This is a genomic window from Cronbergia sp. UHCC 0137, from assembly GCF_034932285.1.
Classification (GTDB): domain Bacteria; phylum Cyanobacteriota; class Cyanobacteriia; order Cyanobacteriales; family Nostocaceae; genus Cronbergia.
Window position 1 is genome coordinate 1 of the sequence record NZ_JAYGHC010000067.1, and the last position, 26,943, is coordinate 26,943.

A 26,943-nucleotide genomic window follows, 5' to 3' on the forward strand; every position below is an offset into this window, starting at 1 on the left:
TCCAGAAACTCGGAAGTTGACGGAGTTTGCTGTAGCTTAATAGGAACAGGCTTTTTTGATATAATGTAGATTAGTCTTGATGGACTCATCTGAATGTTATAATAGTTTATTATTGGGGTCAACAATGCCAGCAAAGGATACTTGCCATGATGCGGTAAAAAATGCTTTAATTAAGGATGGTTGGACAATTACGGCTGATCCTTATTATATAATCTATGGAAAATTAAGACTTGTTGCTGATCTAGGTGCTGAACGTCCATTATCTGCTCAAAGAGGTGATGAAAAAATAGTGATCGAAGTTAAAAGTTTTCTAAATCCATCATTTATTTATGATTTAGAAAGGGCTGTAGGTCAGTATATCATTTACCGTAATTATCTTAAAAGAACCGCACCAGACCATCAGATTTACTTAGCACTTGGTCAACTTGTTTATAAAGCTAATTTTGATGAAACTATCCAAGTTGTTGTTGATGAAAACCAACTTAAATTAATCATTGTAGATACAGATAAGGAGGTTATTACCAAATGGATAAGTTAGAAAATTACCGATTTTTAATCAAAAAAATCTTAACAGAATATCATCAACTTTTTTCCTCTGCATCTCCTGATAATATAGAAATGCTCTTAGCTTTTGATGAGCAAAGAGATCAATATTTATGGTTTCAAGTTGGTTGGACAACTGAGGAAAGAATTAAGGGAATTTCTGTCCATATTCGCATTAAAAATGAGAAAATTTACATTGAGGAAGATTGGACTGAGGAAGGAATAGCAACTGAGTTATTACGGGAAGGTGTACCAAAAGAGGATATTGTTTTAGCTTTTCATGATCCAGAAACTCGGAAGTTGACTGAGTTTGCTGTGGCTTGAGTAATTTATAAATAAAAGAAAATATGTCCTTTTACTAATAATTTGTATACTTATTTGAATTTTGATCAAATTGTTGGTTTTGAGGATGAGGGAAGGGTGATTAGTAAGGAAGAACAGGCAGCTTTGGTATAATGTAGGTTAGGGTGGATCTGGATAGACTCACCTGAATATTTAGAAAAACGTTAAAATATGTGCTGTACCAAATAGGATTTAAACCCAAAGCGATTAAAGATTTACAGAAAATTCTTGTAAATGACAGAGAACGTATTATCAATAAAATTGAAGCAATGCAAGATAATTTACAAGGAGATGTGAAACGCTTAACAAATTTTACCCCAGAATATCGTTTAAGAGTAGGTGATTATCGAGTTTTGTTTGAATTAGAAGAACAAACTATAATCGTGTATAGGGTTAAGCATCGTAGTAAAGCTTATGAGTAATAGGAGGTTAAAATATGATAGAATTACATCCTGAGTTTTTAACAAAAAATGGTCAAAAGCAATTTGCTGTTTTACCTTATGAGGAGTTTTTGAAGATTAAGGAATTGTTAGAAGATTTGGAAGATTTACGAGATTTGAGAGATGCTAAGAAAGAAGAGGAAGATAGTTTTTCTGTATCTTTAGCTGATGTAAAAAAAATGTTACTATCTTGATTTCCTTTTGATAAGCAGGAATTTTTTAATTTTTATCACCTATAGGACGCATTGACAAACTTTACTAAATATGGATTGCGGTTTTTCGTTTATTCTACGGTGCGTCAGACCCGATAATTTCACCACCTATATATCCCCTTTAAACGAAAGCTCAAATTGTGAGGTTGAGAAGTATAACAAAACCCTTGTCAACTATGCTTACATTTTAAATGAAATGACTATAGAATAAGGCTTTCAACGATTTTGAACCAGGTTTTCCATCAAAATAACCGAAAAATCGCAATTTCTAAATTAGCTTGACATACTTTACTAACTTGTATATTATCCATAAACAGAGTATAAAAAGTAAAAATTAAAACAGTATGGATAACCAAGTATATAAGGTATTTGAAGAAATCGAGTTGAAGGCCAAGCTACTCGCTCAATACTGGAATAACTTTCAGACGGAAATATCTCAGCACCTACCAGAGAGTTATCAGCCGGAAATAGAAGAACTATCCAACAACTTAGAAACAGCATTAACTCGGCTAATTTACGAACTACAAAATCCCACTCTTACCTTAGCCACAACAGGAACTACAAGTAGCGGTAAAAGCACTCTGGTAAATTTGCTATGTGGTGCAGAAATTGTTCCGGTTGCAGTTAGTGAAATGAGTGCTGGAGCAGTGACAATTGAGTATAGTAAAGAAAAATCTCTGATCATTCATGAAACACCGGGGGCGTTATGGGAGTGTGGAGAATGGAAAGGAATTAGCGACGATAAAATTTATCACCGTCTTTATCAAGCAATGATAAGTTATATCGAAACTAGAGAAACACAACCAAATTTAGCGTGTCCACAATCTACAATTACTTACCCTTTTCGACTGTTAAAAGAATCTCAATTACAATTACCAAAAGGAACAAGGGTAAGAATACTTGATTTACCTGGTTTAGCTTATGTGGGTGATCAAGGTAATGCTAATGTGATTAAACAATGTCGAGAGGCTTTATGTATAGTTACTTATAATAGTGCAGAAACAGATTCTCAGAAAGTAAAAAAGTTATTGCAAGAGGTAGTACACCAGGTAAAAGATTTAGGTGGTTCTCCTGCGCGGATGCTTTTCGTACTAAATAAGATTGATGTTTTTAGGACAGATAGAAACTGGACAGAATCAGAAAATCGGTTTGTTAAAAAAGCAATTCGTGATATTAAAAATGAATTAACTGACCAATTAAAGGAATACACAGAAGATATTGAAAATCTAAAAGTAGTCAAACTGAGTACATGGCCTGCTTTATTATCTTTGCAAATTTCAAATTATATTTATGCTGCTGATGCTTGTAAAAAAGCGGATAACCATTTTAATGGATTAATTGAAGATATATTACAAGACTTGCCACGTAACACACAAAAATGGAATAGCCACGATAAAAATAGAGTTGCTGATGCATTATGGCAGAAATCTTATGCAGAGGAATTTCATCATAATTTAAGAGAGCATATTAATCAACATTTTCCACAGTTAATAATACCACAAATTATAGAACGATTTAATATAGCTGCTGGAAATGCCATAGCAGAAGGAGCAATACAAATAACAAGAGCTATTCCTAATAGTTCGGAAGAACGCTATCAACAGGAATGCAGAAAAATATCAGACACTAGATTATCACTTGAGCATTTTTTGCAAGACAGTAACACCAAGTTAAAGAAACCGTTTGAAGAACTAAATGTTAGTATTAAACGAATAATAGCACAACAATCAGATAATCGTCCAGATCCAGTGTCCCTTTTAAGAAAGAAGATTGAAGAACTCCAAAGTAAAGAACCTTATAATGAATTAAAAGAAAAATTATTTCCACTTCATTCATGGGAGTTTGAATTTAAAAAAGGCATAAACATAGTTTTGGATGCAGTAGCAAGGTCTTTAGAAACTGGCAAAGTAGACTTAGACAATCCGAATTTAAAAAAAGCGAAAGCTGAATATGTTAGTTTACTAGTAAGAAACTTAAACCGTTTGGTTAATTTAGGTTACACAGATTCTGTTGCTAAAGAAGGTAAAACAATAGAAGCAAGAACAGAAGAGGAAAAAAATAAACTCAAAGCAATCAATGAGGAATTAAATAACTTATCTATCCATCTGAACATTATCATAGAAGATGTGATAAAGCAAATAACTAAACAACAAATAGATAGAATTGAACACGCTGTATCTGAGTTATTCCGGTGTAATTTATCCTATCTTGAAAAGGGAGCAAATGATATTGCACCTAATATGTTTTATTTTAAATTCCCTGAATCAAAACTTACTCAATTTGATTGTAAACTTACATTTATTTTCCACTTTAGAACAGAATTTGCTATTACACAAGGAACTTGGCAAGAAGAAATAAAAGTTGAAAGAAGAAAAAGAGTTTGGTATAAATTATGGTTAGGGAAAGAAACATTTTATGAGATAGAATATGAAAAACGATCTAGTGATAATGCTAAATTACCTAGTACAGAAGATTTACTAGGAGGTTGGATAATGCAGGCTAGAAAGGAAGAGTCAGAAAGATTCAATCAATTTGCAATTTGGATCATACAACGTATTAATTATCTAAAACAAGATGTAGATAAGATCCAGAATGATATTATTGACCGATATCAAGAAAGACTCAATAAAGCACACCAAGAAAAGACGCTAGATTATGAAAAAGAAACAAACATCTGGAAAACAAACATCTGGCTACCTATGCAAGAAAAAGCTCAAGATTTAGCTGAGAAATTTTCTAGCTTAGGAAAATCTTGGAAAGTGAATAATTAATTTTGAATGATAATATAATTAAACCTGAGAAAAGTTTTGGTAAGCCTGTTAATATGTGGAGAAGAATGATATGAAATTATATCTTGTAGTAATAGGATCTCTAATTGTAGGAACTTTCGCGTGTATAAAGTATATTAATAATAATAATAAAAATAAACGTATAAGAAAAGCAAAATACGTTGCAGAAAATAAAGTATCACAGATATCGCCTCAGAAACAAAAAGATACTAGACCTGTGACTTTATGTATTATTGTACCAGCATTGGCATTAGAAAATGTCAGAAAAAATTATCCAATTGATTCTGAATATATAAAAGAACTCATAGATAATTCTTTATATTTTCTATGTACAGATGATACTTATGAAGCAAAGAAAATTTCAGAACTTCTAGAAACAACCGACGAAGATTATATAAATGTTAGCGAACAAAGAGAAGTTTATGTCAGTATTGAAATTGACAATGCTGAAGAAATGATTAGGAAGAAAGTTCCATATATTTTAAAGAGAAATCTTCCTGCTAATGCAAAAGGTGTGGTTAGACAATTAGCTTGTCTGAAATATTTATCTGTATCTGGGTTAGAAAAATTTAACCGCATTTAAGGACTAACTACAAAATGGATATGTTTGCAATTAAATTTAGTTTTGATAGCTAACGTAAGTATGATAATTTATATTACATGGGAGTAAAAACTAATGACACTCGCAAAACAAAAAATTAGCAGTGAAAACTCAACGCTTAATCAGTTATTAATGGAATTACAGGAAGAATGCCAAAATGTGATTTCTTTGGTTCATCAATTACAACTTTCTGAACTCAGCGATCGCCAAAAGGGTACAATTCTCTCAAAATTGCTGGTAGCGTCTATTCATTTACATTCTCATTGTGATGAAGATTGGCAAAATTTGATTTCTGATGAGTTGGAAACTTTAGCAGATGATTAGGGGTTTGAAAAATAAGCCAAACTCTTATTAAAATAATATTAGTCCCCTCTTAAACTACCATAAATATATGCAAACCAAAGAATTGATTATACAAGAACTACAGCAAATACCAGAAATTGAACTAACCCAAATACTTAATTACATTCGTGCTATTAAAGAAAAAAGTAACTCCCAAACAACTGAATATAAACCTATTTGGGAAGTAGCTGATGATATCATCAAAGATATTCCTCAAGAAGTCTTAGAAACACTTCCTCTTGATGGTGCAGTAAAACATCATTACTATCTTTATCAACAAAATCTTATATAAGAATAATCAATAGATAATGAAAAGCGTTTTTGCAGAAGTTAAATTGGTATGGGTTCTGAGTGCGATCGCGAAGCACTGACCGAAGGTAGCGAGTAGCTTACCGAAAGTATTGCTTTACCATTTGATATAATTGTAAAAATAGACTTAATCCATTAACCAATATCAAATAAATGAATTACCAAACTACCTTTAAAGAAATTGCCTCTCAAGTGCAATTATTCCAGAGTATAGAACAGAAAGAAACATTTATATTTGTACTCGGTGCTTTAACATCTCGGTTGATTAGTTTACATAAAGCAGCCGAAATCATGGAAATGGATACAGAAATATTTTTGAAAATTTTAGAATTAATGGGAATAGATTTTTCATATCTTGCCGTTGAAGATATCGCTATAGAAAAAACCTGGCAAGATGATGAAAATAGTATTTAACTCTTCCCCTTTAATTTTCTTATCTCGTTTAGATTTCCTTGATTTATTCCTGACAACCAAATCTCAATTTTTATTACCAGAAAGCGTTAAACGAGAAATCAGTGCTAAACAAGATAAATCATCAATACATATTAATACACTAATCGCTGAGAATAAATTATTAGTCCAAAAAGTACAATTAGTTTCTTTAGCTAATCGCTTAAATGAGCGTTTAGGAATAGGAGAATCTGAAGCAATTACTTTAGGTGTAGAATTACAACCAGATTATATTATTTTAGATGACTTTGCGGCTAGAAAAGAAGCAATAAGACTAGGATTAAATGTTAAAGGAACTTTAGCAGTAATTCGTAAATTACAGTTAGATGGTAAAATTAATATTTCTGATTTAGATATATTGTACCAACAAATCAGGGACGTTAATTTTAGGGTAAAGCGAGAAATTTTTGATAGTATTTTTGAGGATTGATAAATGATTGAATTACATATAAAACAAGCGTTAAAAAGATTGGGTAAAAACTAATGACACTCACAAAACAAAAAATTAGCAGTGAAAACTCAACGCTTAATCAGTTATTAATGGAATTACAGGAAGAATACCAAAATGTGATTTCTTTGGTTCATCAATTACAACTTTCTGAACTCAGCGATCGCCAAAAGGGTACAATTCTCTCAGAATTGCTGGTAGCTTCTATTCATTTACATTCTCATTGTGATGAAGATTGGCAGAATTTAATTTCTGATGAGTTGGAAACTTTAGCAGATGATTAGGGGTTTGAAAAATAAGCCAAACTCTTATTAAAATAATATTAGTCCCCTCTTAAACTACCATAAATATATGCAAACCAAAGAATTGATTATACAAGAACTACAGCAAATACCAGAAATTGAACTAACCCAAATACTTAATTACATTCGTGCTATTAAAGAAAAAAGTAACTCCCAAACAACTGAATATAAACCTATTTGGGAAGTAGCTGATGATATCATCAAAGATATTCCTCAAGAAGTCTTAGAAACACTTCCTCTTGATGGTGCAGTAAAACATCATTACTATCTTTATCAACAAAATCTTATATAAGAATAATCAATAGATAATGAAAAGCGTTTTTGCAGAAGTTAAATTGGTATGGGTTCTGAGTGCGATCGCTGTACTGTTAATATAATATAAAGATGCCTAAGAATTAGCAACTTGGTTTAATAGGAATTTCAATTATAAATTCTGTACCTTCTCTGAGTTTAGACTTACAAGATAACTTTCCATGATGTTTATCTACTACGATTTTATAAGTTATTGATAAACCAAGTCCTGTACCTTTACCTACTGGTTTAGTAGTAAAAAACGGATCAAAAAGCTTGGAACGAATCTCTTCAGGAATACCAAGACCATTGTCGCTGATACGAACTAATATTGATGTATTGTCTATAACTTCAGTAACAATACGGATGCAATTGGGGTTATTTCTAATTTCATCGGGTGTACAATGTAAATAGCGATCGCTCAAAGCATCAATCGCATTGGCCAGGATATTCATAAACACTTGATTAAGCTGACTTGGATAACACTCCACTAAAGGTAGTGAACCATATTCTTTAATTAAAGAAATTGCTGGATTCTTATCTGTTTCCTTCAAACGATGGGACAAAATCATCAATGTGCTATCAATCCCTTCATGAATATCTACTTTTTTCATTTCTGCTTCATCTAAACGAGAAAAATTACGAAGAGACTCCACAATTCCCTTAATTCTTTCTGCCCCTATCTGCATAGATTTGAGTAATTTAGTAAAATCTTGATTTAAAAAATCCACATCTATCGCTTTAATTTCTTCTGCTATAATTGGCGGTGGATCAGAATAGTGTTGCTGATATAATTCTACTAACTTAATTAACTCTCGGCTATATTTTTGGGTATAACTAATATTTCCATAAATAAAGTTAACAGGATTATTAATTTCATGGGCAATACCCGCAATCATTTGACCCAAAGAAGACATTTTTTCGGTTTGAATTAGTTGAATTTGAGTTTGCTGTAATTCTTGTAAAGTTTTTTCTAATTCTGTATTTTTCTCTCTTAATTCCTGTGTTCGTTTCTCAACCCAATTCTCTAAATCTTGATTGTTTTTTTCTAAGGCATTTTGAGCGATTTTCTTAGCTTTTATATATCCTTGCAGTAATTTTAATACTAACATCCATGCTATAATGAGCATTAATAAACTCACAAGAGAAACAAAAATTGACCAAAATAATTCTTGGCGATATTCAACAATTTTACGCTGAAGCTGTAAAGAGATAACCCGATTGCGACTAGCAACCCCGGCAGCATATCTTTGTTTTTGAATTTCATATTCTGGGCTAGATAAGAGTGCTTGCGCTAATTGATTTTGACCTTTCTTAACTAAAGCAAATGATTCAGATTCCATTGCTACTAACTTTTGATTGGCAATGTCTGTTTTTTTTGCATCCTCAGTGTTATAAGCTTGAGGGGCTAGTTTAATAGATTCTTTAATTACTGCATCTAACTGAGGTTCAAATAATTTATAACGTTTTTCCCAGATAGGATTACCTGTAGCAGCATTCATTCGTGCTGACATAGTTAACACTTCATCTAAGTAGGTAATGCGATCGCTTAAACTTTGCAATTTTAATTCATATTTGATAATGCCATTGAAATTTAAATAAGCGTGCCACGAGATCCAAGCCTGGGGAATAAATAAAAATAGAGTTAAAAATACGCTTGCCGTTACAACTTGAGATGGGCGTAATGTCAGTTGATCGGGTAGATTCTTTAACCAATATTGAATTTTAGATTGATAGACTTTAAACTTGTTTTTGATCATTAAACCTAAATATTTAATAACTAGATTTCAGTGGACACACATAAAAAATTGTAGCATGAGATAAATTAAATTTTTCAATAAAGTAAAGAAGGGGTATTGCAATACGCCCTACCCTTTCCCCCCTGCTGTATTCAGTAATTATAGGTTTGTAACAATTTTAAACAGGATATTGATTTAATCAAGTTGATTAAGGTAGAGGTTCTGCTATGCAACAATCTAGCAGAGGTTCTTTAGCGATCGCACTTAAACCAACAGATGTTAAAAGTTCTTCCCATTCCGATGGTTTTTGAGTATATACTTTAGCAACACTATTTAGCGTATCAATCCAAATCTGATTCTTTGCATAGATTTCTGCCTGTTGTAAAGGTGTTGCTTGCTGTAAATAGTTATCCAACAGAGAACCTAATGTAGTGCGTTTAATCGTACCAGATACAAATACATTTTTACTACTATCTTCAGAATCACAAATAATGGTAAAGTACCATTGATAACTCTTACCTATTTCTAAAGCGGCAGTGGCTGGGATGGTATGTTGAACTATTCCCGAACGGTCAGCTACCTTCAACCTTGTTTTATAAGTTATCCTACCCTCATCATTCATAATTACCAATTCCCCTCCAGATTTGGCAGCAGTTTGAGGAACATACCAATACAATGTTGGAGTCGGAGAAATTGTTTGCCCCAGATTATCTTGTGTTGGCATTAAAGCTGTTAGCGGTAGTTGACCGGTTTCTAGTTGAAAACAAGAAGATCCCCTTGTAGCTTTTGGAGGTGGCCATGCAGGGTTGATTAATCTTCCTCCTCCGGCACCCGTCCTTTCAGGTGTGCCTCGATTGTCGGCTTTAGGAAATTTGATGCTGATTTCCATCGGTAAGGACTGTGCCAATACCTGGGATGGTAAGGTAAATAAAATTAACAGTGTAGGAGAAAGTCTAGCAGCCAATTTTCCTACAAACTCAAGATATTTTGGTAAATTCATGACATCCATCTGAAGTTTATTACTTAATCGACATTAGTATTACCACATACTCATCCAGTAGATGAGTTAGTATAGCAACCGCCAAGGTGGTTAGGACATCAATTGTTAGCGCAGCTTGACGTAAGCCATTGATGAAACGAGTCTCACAACCGGGTTTTACTCCTGACTCCTGACTCCTGACTCCTGCTATAGTTTTACACTTCAACAACATTACCTGATCTTTAATTTGGTTTTTCGATCCTAGATTTTTCAGTATCTTCAAAGTATTTGAGTTAACATACAATTGATCAAGTTACTACTATCTACAGGTAGAGATATTGAAAGCATTTGAGCGAACATATACTTAATCAAGTTGACACCATCCATGGTCAGATGTTCCCAATGTCAATAGGAAATAGCTCTCTTGACGGAGGTGCAGATTGGCAGCAAGATAGGGGTGAGGTGTGATGGCGATTTAGATAAATTTTAGAGAAATTGGTCAACCACCCAACTTTTCAGTTTTATTTCTGTAGGTAGGCACAAAATATGGATTTGTCAAACTTTACTACACTCCACAATTTAGAAGCGGCCTTTGGTGGTGAATCAATGGCAAATCGCAAATACCTCTTCTTTGCTGAAGTAGCCCGTAAACTTGGTTTTACCGACTTAGGGAAACTTTTTAAAGAAACCGCAGACCAAGAAACTGAACACGCATTTGCACATTTTAAATTATTACATCCAGAGTTAGTTGTTGAAAATCCAGCAGCTTTAACTGATGAACAAAAGCGGGTAATTGTCTCTCGTTGTTTGTCATTGGCCATTGAAGGTGAAACTTATGAATACACTACCATGTATCCAGAGTTTGCTGCGGCTGCCGAGAGCGATCGCGATCATCCTGCGGCACAAGAATTTCTCCACCAAGCTCAAGAATCCAGTGTACACGCTAATACATTCCGTGATGCAGCACACCGTTTTGGCTTGCTAAAATTCATTGAAAACTATCATGCCGATCGCTATACTGAGGCTTTAGAGATGATCAATGGAGGACAAGCAGTAACCAGGGTTGCTGGTGAAGATCCTCAAACTCGTAAATGGATTTGTAGACAATGTAGCATGATTTACGATCCTGTCCTTGGTGATCCTGATTCGGGAATTGCACCTGGTACAGCTTTTGAAGACATTCCTGAAGATTGGTATTGTCCCATTTGTGGGGCTAAGAAAAAGACTTTTAAACCCATGGAAGAAAAGGTGGCAGCTTAATTTGTCTTGAATCTGAAATACTAATTTTAGAGACGATGTATGGTCGTCTCTATTTTTTGGGAACAGTTGATGTAACTGAAGCCAATATATAGAGATGCTGACCTACATAAAAAATACTATGTCTGTATTAACGTTATGCTGCGCCACTTTACACAAATTGTACCAAACAGAGAAGTTTACAGATCTTTTGTACTAAAATAATACTTATAACCAGCCTTTAAAGGTATATACTAGCGAAATGTCAAGTAGTAACACTGGTATTGAATGGACTGACAAGACATGGAACCCAACCACTGGCTGTAACAAGGTGAGTCCAGGTTGCCGTTATTGCTATGCTGAAGCAATAACAGAAAGATTCCCCAAAAACTTCCCTCAAGGTTTTAAGCTAACACTCCACCCGGAAAGATTAGAGCAACCAAAGAAGTGGCGATCGCCTAGCCGGATTTTTGTAAACTCCATGAGTGATCTTTTTCATAAAGATGTGCCTTTTGCATATTTGCAGGAAATTTTCGCGGTGATGCGAGAGACTCCCTGGCACATATACCAAATTCTGACTAAACGCGATCAGAACTTGGCAGAATTAGCTTCTAAGCTCGAGTGGTCTGAAAATATCTGGGTTGGTGTATCTGTGGAGAATCAGCAATATGCCCACCGAATTGATGCTTTAAGACAAGTACCAGCAAAAGTCCGCTTTCTTTCTTGTGAACCTCTTTTAGGCTCACTAAGCCTAAATTTAGAGGGGATTGATTGGGTAATTGTGGGCGGTGAATCTGGATTTCACCATCGTCCTATGAATCCAGAATGGGTTAGAGATATTTTGCATCAAACACGAGAAGTTGAGGTTGCCTTCTTCTTTAAACAGTGGGGTGGACATCACTCAAAAGCAGGTGGCAGAATGATTGACGATCGCATCTGGGATGAAATGCCATCCACTTGGTATGAGCATATCAATAATTGGCAAAAACAAAAGATTTCTAGGCCTCAAAAGCCTGATGGGTTAGAACAGAGGTATTTAATTTCTGCCAAATAAAGAGAGTATAAACATGAGTCGGCTTGGTAGCGAAGGTGAGGATATTATTGGGCGGTGGTCGGAGGAAAAGTTAGATTTACTAGCGAAGTATCTCAAAGCTTATTCTGTTATTATGAATGAACAGAAGAAAAGTTGGCTCAGGGCATACTACTATATTGATGCTTTTGCAGGTTCCGTTAGACCTAGAGCAAAAGAAGATGAGCAACGGTATATTGATGGTTCTCCTGTACGCGCCCTACAAACAGAACCTCAATTTGATGGATACTGGTTTGTTGACGTTTCTCCTAGACGAGTAGAGCGCGTGCAAAGACTCCGTGCAGAATTTCCAAATCGTGTGATTGATGTACATCAAGGTAATTGTAATAAGGTTTTGTGTAATGAGATAGTTCCACAACTTCCCTACTCATCGAAGAAACGAGCATTTGTTTTCTTGGATCCTTATGGTTTGCAAGTAGATTGGGAGACGGTAAAAGAACTGGCAAACACTAGAACGTGCGATATTTTCGTTAACTTCTCAGTCATGGGTGTTACTCGTCGTCTCCCTAGAGATCAGAACCCAGAACCAGAAGCAATAGAGCAATTGAGCAAGGTTATGGGTAGTACAAACTGGATTACTGAGATCTACCAGGAACCACGGGGGATTCAGCAAGAACTATTTGGAAATCCAACTGAACCTACATCAAGTCGTGACACAATTCAGGCTGAATGGCTGGCAAGTTTGTACACACAGCAGCTACAATCGCTTTTTCGGCACGTTAGCAAACCTGTACTCATGCGTAATTCGACTAATTCAGTGCTATATGCCTTATCTTTAGCGAGTCATAATCAAACAGCTATCAAGATCACTAACGAAATCTTCAATCGCTACGAAAAACTGAGAAATATGGGAAAATAGCCTTTTTCCTTCACTAGATGACCTAGAACTTTTATGGTTAGATGCGGGTTCTATAGAAACAGCGATGCCTGAGGCGGCGGGCGTAGCCATCGCGCTAACTATACTATATATTTTTAATTTAAAACACCCATTTTAGAGAAGATTTATAGATTGATATCGTCTCTATTTTTAGGCAAAATCGCCGTAATTACCTCGACAGGACGCAAAATCTTTTCACCCCAATAAAATCCCTTTCTGACGACTTTAGTAATTGTTTGATCACCAACATCACTCCTTTCTTCTTGATCAACTACACGACATAAATTAAAATCTGGTTCCTTGCTTTCTAACTCTATCGGTAAAACTTGGCGTTTTTTCAGCAAACTGAGAAATTTACGATTAACGATGCTGATAGATTTGGGTAAACTGGCTATAAATTCTGGACTTGGATCAGAATTATTTTCTAAGTAATTTAATAAGGCTTCTAGGGCATCAGCTACTTCTAAAAGTTCTAAAAATAAATCTTCATTTTGTGCTATGGCTTGGTTTTTTTGTTCCCTGATAGACTGTTGTAAACTAACATTTTCTTTGAGGAGAATACCAAGTTTTTGCTCAATTGAATCACGTAACTCTAAGTTAATACTATAGGTTGGAGTTGGTTCAGCCACGGGAATTTTCTTTATATAATACAGCTAATATTCTATTAGCCCAAGTGTTGATTTGGGGATGGGTATGATTACTCAATACTTCACACAGAGCGATCGCTCTTTGCAATTGTCCTGTTTTATGATAAGCTGTAGCTAGCCACATTTGGGCTTGAATGTAATCTCCATTATTACGAACTTGAGTATTTTGGCAATATTCCTCTAAATATTTGATCCCTTTTGGGTAACGTCCCTCTTTACAAGCTGCCATCCCTTCGCTGTATAATTCCGATATCGGGATGGGTAAAGGTTCTCTTTCTAGGTGTTCTTGTTGCTTTGCTTGAATTATGGCTTGGTCTAAACCATCAAATTCTGGTAATAATTCTAAAGTTGGTCTTGCTTGTGCCAATGTCGATAAATCAGTATATTTAAAACGTTTAATAGTTGGTAAGATTGGACGCAAATAATCAGCAATAATCCTTTCTTCTGTCTTCATTAAACTTTTTTGGGCTTTAGCAATCACATCTACAGGAAATTCCCCGCGCTGCATTGCTAAATTTACGGCTTTGATAATTTCTGGTTTCGATGCTGATTGGGAAACACCAAGAATATCATAAGGGTTAATATTATTTGGGTCGGGTTTATTTGTCATTTTAGCAACCGCTGTCAACATCTGATTTCGTCATACTTTGCCCGTACTGCTTGAATGTCTTGCCACATTAACCATTTAGGCGCGCCTTTCTCTTTAGAAGGATTACGCAACAAATAGGAGGGGTGGAAAATTGGCATACATAATCGACCTTCCCATTCTATCCATTGACCACGAATTTTGGTAATGCCCTGTTTGTTACCAGTGATACCTTTAACGGCCGTTGCACCTGTTAATAAAATGATTTTTGGGTCAATTAGCCGAATTTGTTCTAATAAATAGGGTTTACAAGCTGCTATTTCGTCAGGGGTGGGAACTCGGTTTTCTGGTGGTCGGCAATTATGTACAACCCCGGCAGGTGTAATAAAATTGGCTGTGTCTTTAACGTCAATACAGTAGACTATATGGGAATCTGGTTTTGGTGGTAATAGTTTTTTGGTAACGGGTTGCCAATGGGTTAGAACAGATTCTTCTTGATAGGCTTCTAAATTGAAGGGAATACAATGTAACTCCTCTGGCAGTTTGTAACGCATGGAGGCAGGTACGAATTGGGCAATACTTTCTAAAAATTTAATAGCTTGGCTATTTCTAAAATGTAATTTCCAAGTTGTGTTAAAAGCTGTATCTGTGATATAACCTTTATTTTCAAAGTATTTAACAACCTGTTCAGCTTTTTCTTTTGTGATGTGTCCTAATGTAATTTGTACTTCTTGAGTTGTTTGTTGCCAATCACCATTATCCATGTACCAAATAGCTAACCCAAAATTGTCTAAATTTTCTAAAGCTGCTAGAGGAAAGTCTTTTTTACCATTTGAATACCATTTATTTTGTAAGTCACAAAAATAATCAGTTTTTGCTAGTCCAATGGTCAAATATGGGTATGTATTGCCATTTTGAAACTTTGTCAAGTATTCTTTGATTTCTGGGCGAAAACCTGCTAAAACTCTGGCTTTTAGTTTTAAATAAGTTTGTTGTTCAATGCTGTGATCTTGGATAAAATGCCCAATATTGTTAATCTCGGCATTCCCTAGCAAAGAACCTAGTAATACTTGTAGGCTTCTTTTTCCTGGGGAAGGTGTACCAGTTGCCACTAAATCATGATCTTGTAATTCTTCAATAGTTACCCAGCCTCTATGAGTAAGAACTTGATGATCTGCTGTGGCAATATATCCAGTTTCACTGTCACGATTGATTTGGTTATTTTTAAAAGAAACTTGGTAAAGTTGTCTTCCGGCTAATTTTGATTTATACCATCCGGTGATTTTTTTCCAAACTAAATTCCCATTGTTTTCAACACTTAAAACTTCTTCAGATGACTGGCTTTCTACTATCCAGTTAAGTTGTTTATAGCCTTGTTTTGTCAGGACTTTGGTATCACCTTCCAGGCATTTATTAATATTAGCAATATATACATCATTCTCGGTGGTTAATTCTACAGATGCTAAAATTTTTTCTAATAGTTGCCCTGAACGACCAACAAATGGTAAGCCGGTTTCGTCTTCAGTTTTTCCTGGTGCTTCTCCAATGATCATGATTTTTGCTTGGAGATTACCGCGTCCTACTACGGCATGAGTACGATTTTCTCCTAATGGACAACGAACACAGGTGTTACAGTGCTGTGCTAAGTCGGCTATTTGGGAATATGTACCGGAGGGAATAGGAATTTTGGCATCTGTGGGAATCAGCGCTCGTTGGTTAAATTCGGAGTTGTCAAAGAGGCTGAGTTGGTTGTCGCTGTTCATGAAAATTGAGATTTTAACTGAATAAGTATACTAAAAATTTTTGATAGTAATTGTATTGTATCAGTTAATTGGGTCAGTTTTTAACTATCCTCCTGACTCCTGACTCCTGACTCCTGACTCCTAGCCCTAACTATGTTTCTTGTTGATATTGCATTGCTTTGGCATAATCACCCAAGGCGTAGCACGCTACTCTTAAACTGGCATAGGCTTGTTCTTCCCGTCGATGGTCTTTGATGGATCTAGCTAATAATAATTGTTCTTCATAACAGGCGATCGCTCGCGTATAATTACTTAGAGCTTCGTAGGTAATTCCTAAACTACTCAGTGATTGTTCTTCGCTGCGGATATCTTTAGTTTCTCTGGCTAATTGCAAGCGGTCTTGATAATATTTAATCGCTTGATCATAATTTCCTAAAGCATAACAAGCGTTACCAAGGTTTTTCAGGACTTGAATAGCACTACGATTATTGTTAATAGAAATTGCTAATTTGACACATTGCTCATAGTAGTAGATTGCTTTTGGGTAATCGTCTAAAGCGTAACAAGCATTACCTAAATTTTTAAGTACCTGTTCTTCTCCCCAATGGTCTTTGAGTTCCTGGACTATTTTTAAACTTTGCTCTTGATACTCAATGGCTTGAGCAAAATTACCTAATGCTTTATGAACTAATCCTAAGTTATTTAGGGCTGCTACTTGAGAACGCTTATCTCGCAAATACTGTGTAATTTGCAAACTCTTTTCTAAGGACTCAATTGCTTGATTGTATTGGTTTAAGTGACGGTAGGAATTACCCAAATGAGAAAAGGCTTGCATCCTAATCATTGTATTGGGCTTGTCTTCTGTCAAGACTATGCAATCTTGGGCATAGGCGATCGCGCCGTGGTAATCTACTGTATTATAGGCTACCAATGCCAACCAAGCCAACACTTGAGATTGTTTTTGCTTATCCTCCGCTAATTTAAACAATGCTAAAGCCTGTTTTAATGACTTCATTGCAGCATTAAGTTCGCCAGCTTTATGCTGTTCAATACCTTGCTGCATGAGTTGTGATGCTGCTAGTAGCTGGTCGTCATCTTCTGTCAAAGGTTGTATTTCTGACTCTAAATCTGAACTTAATAGATATGGAATAGTATCTTTGCTTTCTAGAGGCTGTTCATCTGAGTATATAGACAAAGGTACTTTTTTTTGTGAGTTATTACTCAACTGGTCTTGAGACATCAAAATGTTCCTGTTCACTGTGGTTCACAGAATTGGTACTCTCAGAATTTTAATATAGCCTTTTATTGCCTATTTAGATAATAGTAATTTCCGCCTGTAATTTTAATTTATTAGTTTATATTTCAGTAATTTTACTCTGTTCAAAGGACTAAGTTAGGGTTCAGAAGGGGCGTATGGCCATACGCCCGTATCTTAGCACTGCTCAACCGAACCTCTACAAATCTGGGTTTCTCATGGTTTTGCAAAAGTCGATTTCTCAATCATGCTTAGTATAACTTTAAAGCTGATGAGAAGCTAGGAAAGTATCAACTTCAGCGGCCGTGGGTTGAGCAGCGATCGCACCTGGTTTAATAGTAGTTAACCCACCCACCGCACTGGCATAAGTAACAATCCGTTTTACTGTTTCTGCATCACTCAAACTGTGAATCCCATACTTAATTAATTGATGGATAAACCCAGCCAAAAAGCTATCTCCTGCACCAGTTGTATCAACCACATCAGTGGAAAAAGCAGGTAATTTCCCCTCATTTTCACCTAAACAATAGGAACAACCATTTTCCCCATCTGTCACCAACACCCCTTCAACGGAACTGAGGCGATAAGTAATTGCTCCTGGATCAGAGGTATCAAATAACCATTCCGCCTCTTCCTTGGTCAGTTTGAGAAAATCGAATCGCTTCAATAACCCCTGGATTTTTGTCCGCGCAATGGTTTGATCTTGCCAAAATACAGGCCGCCAATTAACATCTAAGATAATTTTTAAGTCATATTGTTCTGCTAAATCTAAAGCATGGTATAATGCCTCTTCAGTTTCAGGATAGGCTAATTCTAGAGTACCCAAAACTAAAAATTCTGCATTGACAAACAAAGATTCACTTAATTGCTTGGCTTGCAAGCGGGTATCAGCAAATTCTGCTGTATCATATTCACCAAATCCGGCGAAAGTGCGATCGCCCTTTAAATCCCTAACTACATAAACTTGTCGGGTCGGTGCAGTGGGATGACGTTGTACCCCAGTTGTATCAACACCTACCTCTTCTAACAGATTTACCAATTCATTTCCAGCTTCATCTTCACCTACAGCGCCAACAAATCCTGCGGGTGTTCCCAATTTAACTAAAGCACAGGCCACATTAGCTGGCGCTCCACCTGGATAGGGAGTCCAAGATTTGACATCTTCGAGCTTTAGTCCCAACTGATCAGCTAAACAATCAAATAAAATTTCGCCAAAACACAAAACAAGAGGATTACTCATTTTAGATTTTCAATTGAGAGTGAACGACCTAACCAAATTCTCTTACTTTGTATGATAATGGAATACGCTTAAACTTTAAAACCTGTCAATTCCTGAGTAGTTGAAAGAGGGAACAGCGGTATGGCTAACGCCACGCTTCGCGGTAAGCGTCAGCTATGCCGTTAGGCTTTACGGCTACGCTCACCGACCAGGAACAGGCTTGCCCTGAGCGCAGTCGAAGGGGAACAGAAAAACCAGTTGTCTAATTGATAGTGGTGTATAAGTAGTGATTTTTAGGACTAAAACTCTTGGTATGTCGTAACCCATACGTGTCAACTTAAGCCCCGGCGACTGGAAGTCGCGGCTACACAAACAAAGTCCGCCTGCGCGGACTCAGAAAAAATCGAGGATCTGAAACCCACGGAGGTGGGTTTTGCCTGTGTAGATGCGGTTTTTAACCGCCGATTTAATCTTAAGTTGACACCAATGGTCGTAACCATATCACTACCTGCATAGCAACTTCACCTGCTGCAATAATACTTCAGGAATAGTCCGCACTTGACCACGTGTTAACGAGCCATAAGTCATTTCTAAATACGGATCAGACCGATGAAGCTTTTCTGTAACACTAAGAACACTATTAATTACCGCTACGGGGGTTAATTTGCCTTGATTACCACAAAAATCATGCCATACATCCACCACTTCCGGTTTAGAACTGACAATCAAGTAGTGGGTACAAACTTCTAAAATTGGTAATTTCTCTGGCTGTATCATTCCCCCAACATCGACAATTACCAGAGATTTTTGTCGCCGCAGATTGAGTATGGCTTGAGCTTGATAGGGAAAAAACCGCTCTGTCAAAGCACCGCGATCGCGCATTTTAAAGCTTTCAATTTCCTCCTCTGTCGCCTTTTCACCCATTTCTAAGAGATAATTACCCTCTCCATCCCAATGGGCGCGTTGCAAGTACACATTAGGATTTTCCCACAGTAAAGCCTTAAATAAAGCATGGGAAAGCACACTTTTACCACTATCTGCAGGACCTACCACCATCAATGCAGAACAGAGATTTTCATCTTCTAGCACAGGAGAAGCAGTGAAAGTATTCGTTGAAAGAAACTTGTGGATATTAACGAAATAAGAAGACCATTCTTGGTTAGCAGGAGGAGGAAAGGAAGTAAGATGAGGTGATAAATTTTCCTGAGAACTGTTACCGTTAGCTGGATTAATGGAAATAACTTGACCAATGTGGACTAACCGAGATTGAGTCGCCACCACCACTGCACCTATCAAACGCGGGTCGTAACAAGCTACCCAAGCCGTCGGATGTAACTCTTGGGTGAGATAGGCATATAACCAAATGGGAGCGCGACCGGAGATGATTATACCACCTTGAGTATCAATTCCATCAGGGAGTTGTAAATTTATTAGATCCTGCGGTTCAATTAAGCGATCGCTGGCCGCCAATTCAATTAACAATACTTGATATTTTAAATCTTGGTCAAATTGTGGTTGACTTAAATATAAGCGTAGTGCCGAGGCATCCATCTGTGGTTTCTCCCTAATCCTGGGTAAATTTAGACCAGGCTATTTTTACATACACCTGGAAAACGGATATTCCACAAAAATAGAAAAAACTGTAAAGTGTAAATATATAGCAAACTCTAGACTCCTGCCATAAATCATCACTAACCCGTTAGAATTTTGAATTTATTTCCCTATTCTCCTACTCCCCAAACATTGCATTGGTTAGCTGCTGGACAACTGACCAACCGATTTCAGCGATCGCTCAGATTGTGGGTATTGTTAGATAAACTCTATGGTAGTCAGACTTTAGCCCATGATCTCACACATATTTTCACCTATTCTCAGTTGCGCGATCGCTTATTTGCCCAAGAACACCCCCAAAGTGAACAATTAACCGCCCAGGAAATACCCCTGCAATGTGCTGATCTAACCTGTATCTGCCATCAAACTTGTTGGCAAATTCTCCAAAAATCCAACTCAATTCTATCTCTAGCAGAATGGGAACAAGAAATACTCCCATTAGGAATCACACCCAAACAACTCCAAACCCAATTACAAGAATCACCTTTTGCGACAGTTCATCGTTCTCTCAGAGATGACCTCAAATATTTAGTCAAACAAGGATGGTTACTCAGAACTTCTCCTGGTCATTACACCTTACGTCCTAGCCAAGAATTACCTCAACCACCAGCTAATCACAACTTTTCCCCCGGCTTTTCTCAATTGTCAGAATCCCAAACTTGGGAACTACTACGGGTATTAGAATCCATCTCTTTTGTCCAACCAAATTTAGAATTGGTAACGCGAAACCTTTGGGAACAAATGACCCTTAACTCTAGTTCCCAAAAAAGAACCGCAGAACCCCAACAAAGAATATTTCTCCATTTAGACTATATCCTCCCAGACGATGTACAAGACCGAGTAGATACTTATCAAGAACAAATAGAACAACTTTGGCAGCGACCACCCGGTGGAGTGGTACAATTTGAAACCTGGATACCCTTAGAACAACGCAAAGTCCAGGTAACAGTCTATCCCGTATGTTTGCATTATTTAAGACGAGCTAAATATCTCAGCGCCTATGGGATTGATCCAGATGGTAACTTTGGTTGGCACAATTATCGTCTCGATCGCATCGTCGATTCTCAATTAAAAATTCTAGCATGGGGCGATCCTCTAGTTCCCAAACCCCTAAAAAAACTTTGGTACACTGGTCAATTACCCCAACCAGAATATGTAAAGCAACAATTAGATATAGCTTGGGGTTTTAATTTTTATTTACCCCGTGAATTGCTAATTTTGCGCTTTTCTGCGGATTTTGCCCATTGGTATGTAGATAATACAGTCAGACATCCGACATTTAAACCAGTTGCTTATCAACAATTGGCCAAGGTCATTACTAATTCTGTTAAAAGTCCAGCAGAACAACAACAGATATTAGAAATTATTCAACAGCGAAATAAAAATGATCGATATTACCAAGGATGGATTCGCACGGGTGATATAAATGTGTTGATGCGTTTGCGTGATTGGCGACCTAAAGGTGAAGTAATTGCCCCTTTAACAGTTCGACAAGGTTTGAAGGAAGAGGCAATTCAAGAATTATCTCATTATTCCCTATAAATTCAGTTTATTTCTTGGCTAAAAATTAAGAGGGTGTTTGAAAAGTCTAAATTCATACTCGCCCTGGCGACTAGAAGTCGCGGCTACACAGACAAAACCCACCTCCGTGGGTTTCAAACCCTTAATCTTTCGTTAGTCCACGCAGGTGGACTTGGCTTGTGTAGTAGTGTTCGCGTTAGTGTGCCGGAGGCTCTATTATATTCACCCAAAACTTTTAAAACATCCTCTAAGACTGAATTGGGTTATCTTTAGGGTTGACTAACCGGAGTAACTTTTGCTTAATTTGTGCGTCAAAAACTTCCCATTTCAGCTTTGCATAACTGGAATTTTCATTACTACCAGACAAGAAACCCATGGGAATTTCAAAGCCACCGGCACCTGTGCGTCCACCACCAAAAAATCGCCCAGTGCTATCTTGTCCAAAGGCTTCTTTAATAAATTCGTCAGGATCTAAAGTCAATTTTGTCGTTCTCAACGAACCAATTACCACTTCTAATTCGTCATCTTCGTCGTGAACAATACCATAAACTACTGCGGTATGAACATTTTCTTCTGTCACCAAAAAATCAGCCGCTTGGGGAATTGCGTCTCTGTCGTCGTAGCGTAAATAACCAACCCCAGCAATGGAAAAGTTATTCTGCACGATCCGGTTTTTGAGCGATCGCTCAATTACATCCATCACCCGTTTAGAACGATTTGCCTGTAAAATAGCATTCAGCAACTGAGCATCATAAAATCGGCTCAGATAACCAGCAGCCATAAAATCTTCTTCCTGGGCTTGCATTAGTCGATTGGTATCGGAACGCAAGCCGTGCATTAAAGCAGTTGCACATTTAACGTGCTGACTAATGCTACTATCTAAGGACAGTAAACCAGCTTGTAAATATTGGGTAAAAATTGTTGCTGTTGCTCGCACATAAGGACGAACATCAACAAACTCTGATTTGATTTCCGTCTGTAAACTGTGATGATCAATCACCACCATTAACGGAATCCCCGCTTGCTGTACTGCTGGTAATAACTGGGATGTTGTCCCCTGGTTATCAATTAACACAAACCCATGATAAGATGACAAATCTTTAGTTTTCAGCGTTTGCATTGTCCAGCGTTGAGCCGGTAAATTAGTTAGCTTGACTAAAGCAATATTCTCTTGGTGGCTTAAAGTCCCAGCATAGATGATTTCGCATTTGATATCATATTGTTGAGCTATTAACTGGTAAGCCCACGCACAAGAAAGGGCATCAGGGTCAGGAAAATCCTGGAGAATTACCAACTGGCGCTCGTGACGATGACCCAACAAGGCTTTTTGTAACTCTTCTGACTTTTGCGTGATAAGGGAATTACCACGTTGAGGTACATACATACCTCCATCACCATTTGATGATGATTGAGTAGATCGGGTCAGCAGTGGAAGTTCAATTGCTTCTATTTCAGATTCTTCTGGGTTCGTCTCCTTGGTCAATGACAAACCCTCAAATTGAGTAACGGGAGAATTCAGGTACATAGTGAACTTTGTTAAGCGTGAAGCTAATATTTAGGACTGACACATCAAGGGCTGGTTTTAGATCATAGAGACAAAAAATTATCATCCTCACTACACCCCACACCCTTTCTCCAGCAATAATTTTGGTGTCAAAGTCCTAGTCGTTTGTGAAGACGGAAAGGATTTTTTGCTCATTCATTCGTCAAAATGGATTTGACAGATTCCTCCAACATAAACACGAACTTTTTGGGGATATCATTGGAGGCTCTTGCTCACAAAAAATGATGTTTTTCACTGAATATATAGTTCTGACTAAAAAACAATTTATAACTATTTTCAATGAAAATGTGCTTTTTTGACGCAAATTTTTGGTAAATTTGACAACTTACCAGATTAAAGAGCTTTTTATTCCCATGTTGAGCTAGGATGGGAAATCTTCCTGTAACTTAGCCAAGGCCGATTACACCGATCTACCATCTAGCACGCACTAACCCAAAACTCAACTTCCCTCATTATAAATCTTTTTGGCAGCGTAAAACTTACCTGCGCTTTTTAGGTATTGATTTTGACAATGGGTCAATAACAACACCCGCAGGCGATCGCTCTTGAGTTTGTCTTTAGTTGATCTTGAGTAACGTCAAAGCCCTATAACATACTTTTTCCATTCTTTATGTACTCCACTCTTAAGATGTTTGCTGACCTCAAAATACAAGCTGCTGTAAGGTTGGCGTGGTGGATAACGCAAAGGCATCTGTGCTTCTTGCGGTGTACGACTGCCTTTTTTGACATTGCACCGAACACAAGCAGTGACAATGTTTTCCCAGGTGTCTCCCCCTCCACGCGATCGCGGTATCACATGATCTAGAGTTAATTCATCTCCCGTGTAACCGCAATATTGACAGGTATGACTATCACGGTGCAAGATGTTGCGACGTGTCAGTGGCATTTCTTTGTAAGGAACACGCACATAATGACGCAACCGAATTACCGTTGGGAGAGGAAAATCCGAATAAAGGAATTTTCCGTTATGTTCTATGCGTTCTGCTTTGCCTTTAATCAACAAAACCGCAGCACGGCGCCAGCTAGTTATGTTGAGCGGTTCGTAAGAGGCGTTTAGGACTAAAACCTTCCCCATGAATCTGCGCTCAAGGTATTAGTTTTACATATATTAACACAAATATACTCTGCTTGGGATATGAGTTTAATTTATACTTTTAGGGAACAGGGAAGAGGGAAGAGGGAAGAGGGAACAGGGAACAGGTAATAGGGAATAGGTAATTTCACTTCCTACAAGCTAGATCAAACAGCGTCAGAACCTTAATTACCGTTATTACCGTTGAATTTCGTTAGGAAACTTAGGAATTAATAAAGATTGGGCTAATTGACCTTGTTCGTTATAAAATTTAATCTGGCCTTGTTCATTGCATAACCATACTTCAATAGCTTGGGCTTCTAAATATAATTTTTTTTTAAATTCCATTTCATCCAAAGTGTTACCAGTGGATTTAACCTCTATACAAATTTCTGGTGCAATGGAAGCTGATATTTCATCTTGAATTTTATCAAAACGTTCCTCTGAACACCAGACTACATCAGCCACTTTAACTCCGTCTGATGTGTTAATTGCACATTCGGGCATTACTTCTCCAGTGTTTAATAAAGATTCTAATAGCCGTTGGATTCTTCCTTGGTAAAAAGAATGTTTAATTTTGACTGGACTCATAATGATTTGTCCCCATTTATTTAATTCAATCTTGAAGGGTAAATCTTGTAACTGTTTATGTTCACAAACTTCTTCCCATCTCATAATCAATTACCTAAAGTGATAATTTAATCTTAACTCACTTACAGCAGAAGGCAGGGGGTGAAACACGGTTGCTGCTTGATAAATCCTGTAAACTCCATACTGGTAAGTAATGAGACAGAATTAATTACACAACTGATTTTTCTGTTCCCCTTCGACTGCGCTTAGGGCAAGCCTGTTCCTGGTCGGTGAGCGGAGCCGTAAAGCCTAACGGCATAGCTGACGCTTACCGAGAAGCGTGGCGTTAGCCATACCTCTGTTCCCTCTTTCAACGAATGAATTTAATTTTGTCCGACTACTTACTACTCTACTTTCCCATCTCTTCCTTTCTCCCCTTGTAACAATTGCCGGATGAGAGGTAAGATTCCTGATTAATTTAATATGGCTTTTAGATTGGTTAATAAATAGTCTATAAGCTTGACAGTGGTGTGATAGGAGTAGGTGAAATGTTAAGTAGTGAGCAAAGAACGGGTGTTGTTGATAACCAAGACTGCGATACTTATAATTGGTTTTCTCAACGTGCTTGGGTAGAAATTGACCTTGGGGCATTGTATAATAATGTCAAGCAATTGTTAAAATTATTATCACCACATACCCAATTAATGGCGGTTGTGAAAGCGGATGCCTATGGACATGGATCGGTGACAGTGGCTAAAACTGTCCTAGAAGCGGGGGCTAAGTGGTTGGGAGTAGCGACAGTCCCCGAAGGAATCCAATTGCGAGAGGGGGGAATTAAGGCACCGATTTTAATTTTAGGGGCAACTCACGCACCAGAACAAATTCAAGCGATCGCACATTGGCAACTTCAACCGACTCTTTGCAGCCCTAAGCAAGCTTTAGTTTTTTCCAACACCTTAGAAGCAATTAAATATCGTTCCTCAATGCCTGTACATATTAAATTAGACACAGGAATGTCTAGGTTAGGAACTAATTGGCAAGAAGCAGGAGAGTTTGTGCAGTTGGTACAGAGATTACCTGGTTTAGCGATCGCTAGTATTTATTCTCATTTAGCCACAGCCGATAGTCCTGATCCGACGGTGATGGAACAACAGCAGCAAAGATTTGAGCAAGCAATAGACCAAATCAAAGCCAGAGACATCAATCCTCCTTGTTTACACTTAGCAAACTCAGCCGCTACCCTAGTTAATCCGAGTTTACACTATGATATTGTGCGTGTAGGTTTAGCCATGTATGGACTTTACCCAGCCCCTCATTTACAAAACAAAATTAATCTTCAACCTGTTTTACAATTAAAAGCCCGAATTACTCAAGTGAAAGCGATCGCCGCAGGAACAGGAGTCAGCTACGGACACGATTTTATTGCCAAGAAAGAAATGCGTATCGCTGTCGTAGGAATTGGTTATGCCGATGGAGTACCCCGTCATCTTTCTAATAAAATACAAGTATTAATTCGTGGTCAGCGAGTACCGCAAATTGGCACCATTACAATGGATCAACTGATGTTAGATGTAACTTCCCTACCCAACCTTCAAGAAGGGGAAATAGTCACCCTCCTGGGAGAACAGGCAAAAGAAAGCATTTCTGCCGATGATTGGGCAAATCAGTTAAACACCATTTCCTGGGAAATCCTCTGCGGATTTAAGCATCGTCTACCCCGAATAGCTGTTATTTAGTCTTAATTGGGAGATAGGCAGCAAAACACCCTCCTTTCTCCCCTTCCCAACTAACTAAAAATAATTACCCATTTTTATAAATACTATGCTATAGTAATAAAATGCAGTAATGCGGATGTGGCGAAATTGGCAGACGCGCTAGATTTAGGTTCTAGTTCCGAAAGGAGTGAAGGTTCAAGTCCTTTCATCCGCACTTAAAAACTCAGATCCCCATTTCTTAGAGATGTTGGGGATTTTGTTGTGCAGCGACTAATTAATTGTCGTGAAAATGATTATTTTTGTAATTATCATACGCTTGCTTTCAACCCTCTCCTACATTAGACCTCTTGCAAAAGTTTTTTATGCTATAATAAGCGGTCTTTTAAGTTCAATTTAATCAAATATAGTTATGTAGTAAGATAATGATTCCTACGGAACGCTAAGTGCAAGG

General features: G+C 37.2%; 28 protein-coding genes, 1 tRNA gene and 3 pseudogenes. 18 read left to right on the plus strand and 14 right to left on the minus strand.

What is annotated here, in order from left to right:
* The first annotated feature begins 124 nt into the window (after positions 1–124).
* The 12 genes from VB711_RS23245 to VB711_RS23300 all read left to right on the plus strand — a co-directional run bounded on the left by VB711_RS23245 (position 125) and on the right by VB711_RS23300 (position 7,070).
* On the plus strand, positions 125–538 hold the full coding sequence (locus tag VB711_RS23245; protein WP_168498338.1) for an element excision factor XisH family protein: 414 nt from the start codon (positions 125–127) through the stop codon (positions 536–538).
* Complete coding sequence (locus VB711_RS23250) at positions 526–867, plus strand: XisI protein (protein WP_168498341.1); 342 nt, start codon at positions 526–528, stop codon at positions 865–867. Before VB711_RS23245 ends, VB711_RS23250 begins: the two co-directional genes overlap by 13 nt.
* 191 nt (positions 868–1,058) lie before the next feature.
* Positions 1,059–1,307, plus strand: a complete 249-nt coding sequence (locus VB711_RS23255; protein WP_323288730.1) for a type II toxin-antitoxin system RelE/ParE family toxin — start codon at positions 1,059–1,061, stop codon at positions 1,305–1,307.
* Between the two features lie 14 nt (positions 1,308–1,321).
* Positions 1,322–1,519: a type II toxin-antitoxin system Phd/YefM family antitoxin gene (locus VB711_RS23260; protein ID WP_323288732.1), complete on the plus strand. Its 198-nt coding sequence runs from the start codon at positions 1,322–1,324 to the stop codon at positions 1,517–1,519.
* A 362-nt stretch (positions 1,520–1,881) separates the two neighbouring features.
* Entirely contained in the window at positions 1,882–4,308 is a 2,427-nt protein-coding gene (locus VB711_RS23265) for a dynamin family protein (protein WP_323288733.1), read from the plus strand.
* A gap of 70 nt (positions 4,309–4,378) precedes the next feature.
* Entirely contained in the window at positions 4,379–4,909 is a 531-nt protein-coding gene (locus tag VB711_RS23270) for a hypothetical protein (protein ID WP_323288734.1), read from the plus strand.
* Between the two features lie 93 nt (positions 4,910–5,002).
* Entirely contained in the window at positions 5,003–5,251 is a 249-nt protein-coding gene (locus tag VB711_RS23275) for a hypothetical protein (protein WP_323288735.1), read from the plus strand.
* 67 nt (positions 5,252–5,318) lie between these two features.
* Positions 5,319–5,561 (plus strand): hypothetical protein, encoded by a 243-nt coding sequence (locus tag VB711_RS23280; protein WP_323288736.1) that lies wholly within the window; start codon positions 5,319–5,321, stop codon positions 5,559–5,561.
* A 170-nt stretch (positions 5,562–5,731) separates the two neighbouring features.
* Positions 5,732–5,992: a hypothetical protein gene (locus VB711_RS23285; RefSeq protein ID WP_323288737.1), complete on the plus strand. Its 261-nt coding sequence runs from the start codon at positions 5,732–5,734 to the stop codon at positions 5,990–5,992.
* Positions 5,973–6,458, plus strand: a complete 486-nt coding sequence (locus tag VB711_RS23290; protein WP_323288738.1) for a DUF3368 domain-containing protein — start codon at positions 5,973–5,975, stop codon at positions 6,456–6,458. Before VB711_RS23285 ends, VB711_RS23290 begins: the two co-directional genes overlap by 20 nt.
* Before the next feature lie 53 nt (positions 6,459–6,511).
* Positions 6,512–6,760, plus strand: a complete 249-nt coding sequence (locus tag VB711_RS23295) for a hypothetical protein (RefSeq protein ID WP_323288739.1) — start codon at positions 6,512–6,514, stop codon at positions 6,758–6,760.
* Positions 6,761–6,827: 67 nt separating this feature from the next.
* Positions 6,828–7,070: a hypothetical protein gene (locus tag VB711_RS23300; RefSeq protein ID WP_323288736.1), complete on the plus strand. Its 243-nt coding sequence runs from the start codon at positions 6,828–6,830 to the stop codon at positions 7,068–7,070.
* Positions 7,071–7,173: 103 nt separating this feature from the next.
* Here the strand turns inward: VB711_RS23300 and VB711_RS23305 are convergent, their stop codons facing one another.
* From VB711_RS23305 to VB711_RS23315, 3 genes are all read right to left on the minus strand, one after another.
* Positions 7,174–8,829, minus strand: a complete 1,656-nt coding sequence (locus VB711_RS23305) for a sensor histidine kinase (protein ID WP_323288741.1) — start codon at positions 8,827–8,829, stop codon at positions 7,174–7,176.
* Between the two features lie 187 nt (positions 8,830–9,016).
* Positions 9,017–9,808, minus strand: a complete 792-nt coding sequence (locus VB711_RS23310; protein WP_323288742.1) for a DUF928 domain-containing protein — start codon at positions 9,806–9,808, stop codon at positions 9,017–9,019.
* A 19-nt stretch (positions 9,809–9,827) separates the two neighbouring features.
* Positions 9,828–10,019 carry a hypothetical protein gene (locus tag VB711_RS23315; protein WP_323288743.1) on the minus strand — a complete coding sequence of 64 codons (192 nt, stop codon included), beginning with the start codon at positions 10,017–10,019 and terminating at the stop codon, positions 9,828–9,830.
* 314 nt (positions 10,020–10,333) lie between these two features.
* Here VB711_RS23315 and rd point away from each other — a divergent pair, with 314 nt between their 5' ends.
* From rd to VB711_RS23330, 3 genes are all read left to right on the plus strand, one after another.
* Positions 10,334–11,047 carry a rubredoxin gene (rd, locus tag VB711_RS23320; protein WP_323288744.1) on the plus strand — a complete coding sequence of 238 codons (714 nt, stop codon included), beginning with the start codon at positions 10,334–10,336 and terminating at the stop codon, positions 11,045–11,047.
* Between the two features lie 238 nt (positions 11,048–11,285).
* Complete coding sequence (locus tag VB711_RS23325) at positions 11,286–12,077, plus strand: phage Gp37/Gp68 family protein (protein WP_323288745.1); 792 nt, start codon at positions 11,286–11,288, stop codon at positions 12,075–12,077.
* Between the two features lie 13 nt (positions 12,078–12,090).
* On the plus strand, positions 12,091–12,972 hold the full coding sequence (locus VB711_RS23330; protein WP_323288746.1) for a three-Cys-motif partner protein TcmP: 882 nt from the start codon (positions 12,091–12,093) through the stop codon (positions 12,970–12,972).
* A gap of 143 nt (positions 12,973–13,115) precedes the next feature.
* On the opposite strand, the gene VB711_RS23335 is transcribed toward VB711_RS23330, so the two are convergent.
* From VB711_RS23335 to crn3, 8 genes and pseudogenes are all read right to left on the minus strand, one after another.
* Positions 13,116–13,619, minus strand: a complete 504-nt coding sequence (locus VB711_RS23335) for a nucleotide exchange factor GrpE (protein WP_323288747.1) — start codon at positions 13,617–13,619, stop codon at positions 13,116–13,118.
* Positions 13,612–14,268 carry a molecular chaperone DnaJ gene (locus VB711_RS23340; protein ID WP_323288750.1) on the minus strand — a complete coding sequence of 219 codons (657 nt, stop codon included), beginning with the start codon at positions 14,266–14,268 and terminating at the stop codon, positions 13,612–13,614. The genes VB711_RS23335 and VB711_RS23340 overlap by 8 nt, the downstream gene beginning before the upstream one ends.
* Positions 14,262–14,591: pseudogene (locus VB711_RS23345) on the minus strand (uracil-DNA glycosylase); the annotation flags it as partial. The gene VB711_RS23340 and the pseudogene VB711_RS23345, both read right to left, overlap by 7 nt.
* Positions 14,592–14,894: 303 nt before the next feature.
* Positions 14,895–15,335 (minus strand): annotated as a pseudogene (locus VB711_RS23350) (hypothetical protein); the annotation flags it as partial.
* Between the two features lie 57 nt (positions 15,336–15,392).
* Positions 15,393–15,986, minus strand: a pseudogene (locus tag VB711_RS23355) (uracil-DNA glycosylase family protein); the annotation flags it as partial.
* 130 nt (positions 15,987–16,116) lie between these two features.
* Positions 16,117–17,205, minus strand: a complete 1,089-nt coding sequence (locus tag VB711_RS23360) for a tetratricopeptide repeat protein (RefSeq protein ID WP_323288752.1) — start codon at positions 17,203–17,205, stop codon at positions 16,117–16,119.
* 277 nt (positions 17,206–17,482) lie between these two features.
* Entirely contained in the window at positions 17,483–18,460 is a 978-nt protein-coding gene (locus VB711_RS23365) for a carbohydrate kinase (protein ID WP_323288754.1), read from the minus strand.
* Positions 18,461–18,943: 483 nt separating this feature from the next.
* Positions 18,944–19,990, minus strand: a complete 1,047-nt coding sequence (gene crn3, locus VB711_RS23370) for a CRISPR-associated ring nuclease Crn3/Csx3 (RefSeq protein ID WP_323288755.1) — start codon at positions 19,988–19,990, stop codon at positions 18,944–18,946.
* 156 nt (positions 19,991–20,146) lie between these two features.
* Here crn3 and VB711_RS23375 point away from each other — a divergent pair, with 156 nt between their 5' ends.
* Positions 20,147–21,592: a TIGR03985 family CRISPR-associated protein gene (locus VB711_RS23375; protein ID WP_323288756.1), complete on the plus strand. Its 1,446-nt coding sequence runs from the start codon at positions 20,147–20,149 to the stop codon at positions 21,590–21,592.
* A 226-nt stretch (positions 21,593–21,818) separates the two neighbouring features.
* On the opposite strand, the gene VB711_RS23380 is transcribed toward VB711_RS23375, so the two are convergent.
* From VB711_RS23380 to VB711_RS23390, 3 genes are all read right to left on the minus strand, one after another.
* Positions 21,819–23,096: a bifunctional oligoribonuclease/PAP phosphatase NrnA gene (locus tag VB711_RS23380; protein WP_323288757.1), complete on the minus strand. Its 1,278-nt coding sequence runs from the start codon at positions 23,094–23,096 to the stop codon at positions 21,819–21,821.
* A 616-nt stretch (positions 23,097–23,712) separates the two neighbouring features.
* Complete coding sequence (locus VB711_RS23385; protein WP_323288758.1) at positions 23,713–24,210, minus strand: HNH endonuclease; 498 nt, start codon at positions 24,208–24,210, stop codon at positions 23,713–23,715.
* Between the two features lie 195 nt (positions 24,211–24,405).
* Positions 24,406–24,882 carry a Uma2 family endonuclease gene (locus VB711_RS23390; protein ID WP_323288759.1) on the minus strand — a complete coding sequence of 159 codons (477 nt, stop codon included), beginning with the start codon at positions 24,880–24,882 and terminating at the stop codon, positions 24,406–24,408.
* A 443-nt stretch (positions 24,883–25,325) separates the two neighbouring features.
* Between VB711_RS23390 and alr the strand changes: the two genes are divergently transcribed.
* Both alr and VB711_RS23400 read left to right on the plus strand, forming a co-directional pair.
* Complete coding sequence (alr, locus tag VB711_RS23395; protein WP_323288760.1) at positions 25,326–26,513, plus strand: alanine racemase; 1,188 nt, start codon at positions 25,326–25,328, stop codon at positions 26,511–26,513.
* A 111-nt stretch (positions 26,514–26,624) separates the two neighbouring features.
* Positions 26,625–26,706: transfer RNA gene (locus VB711_RS23400), tRNA-Leu, on the plus strand.
* The last annotated feature ends 237 nt before the right edge of the window (positions 26,707–26,943 follow it).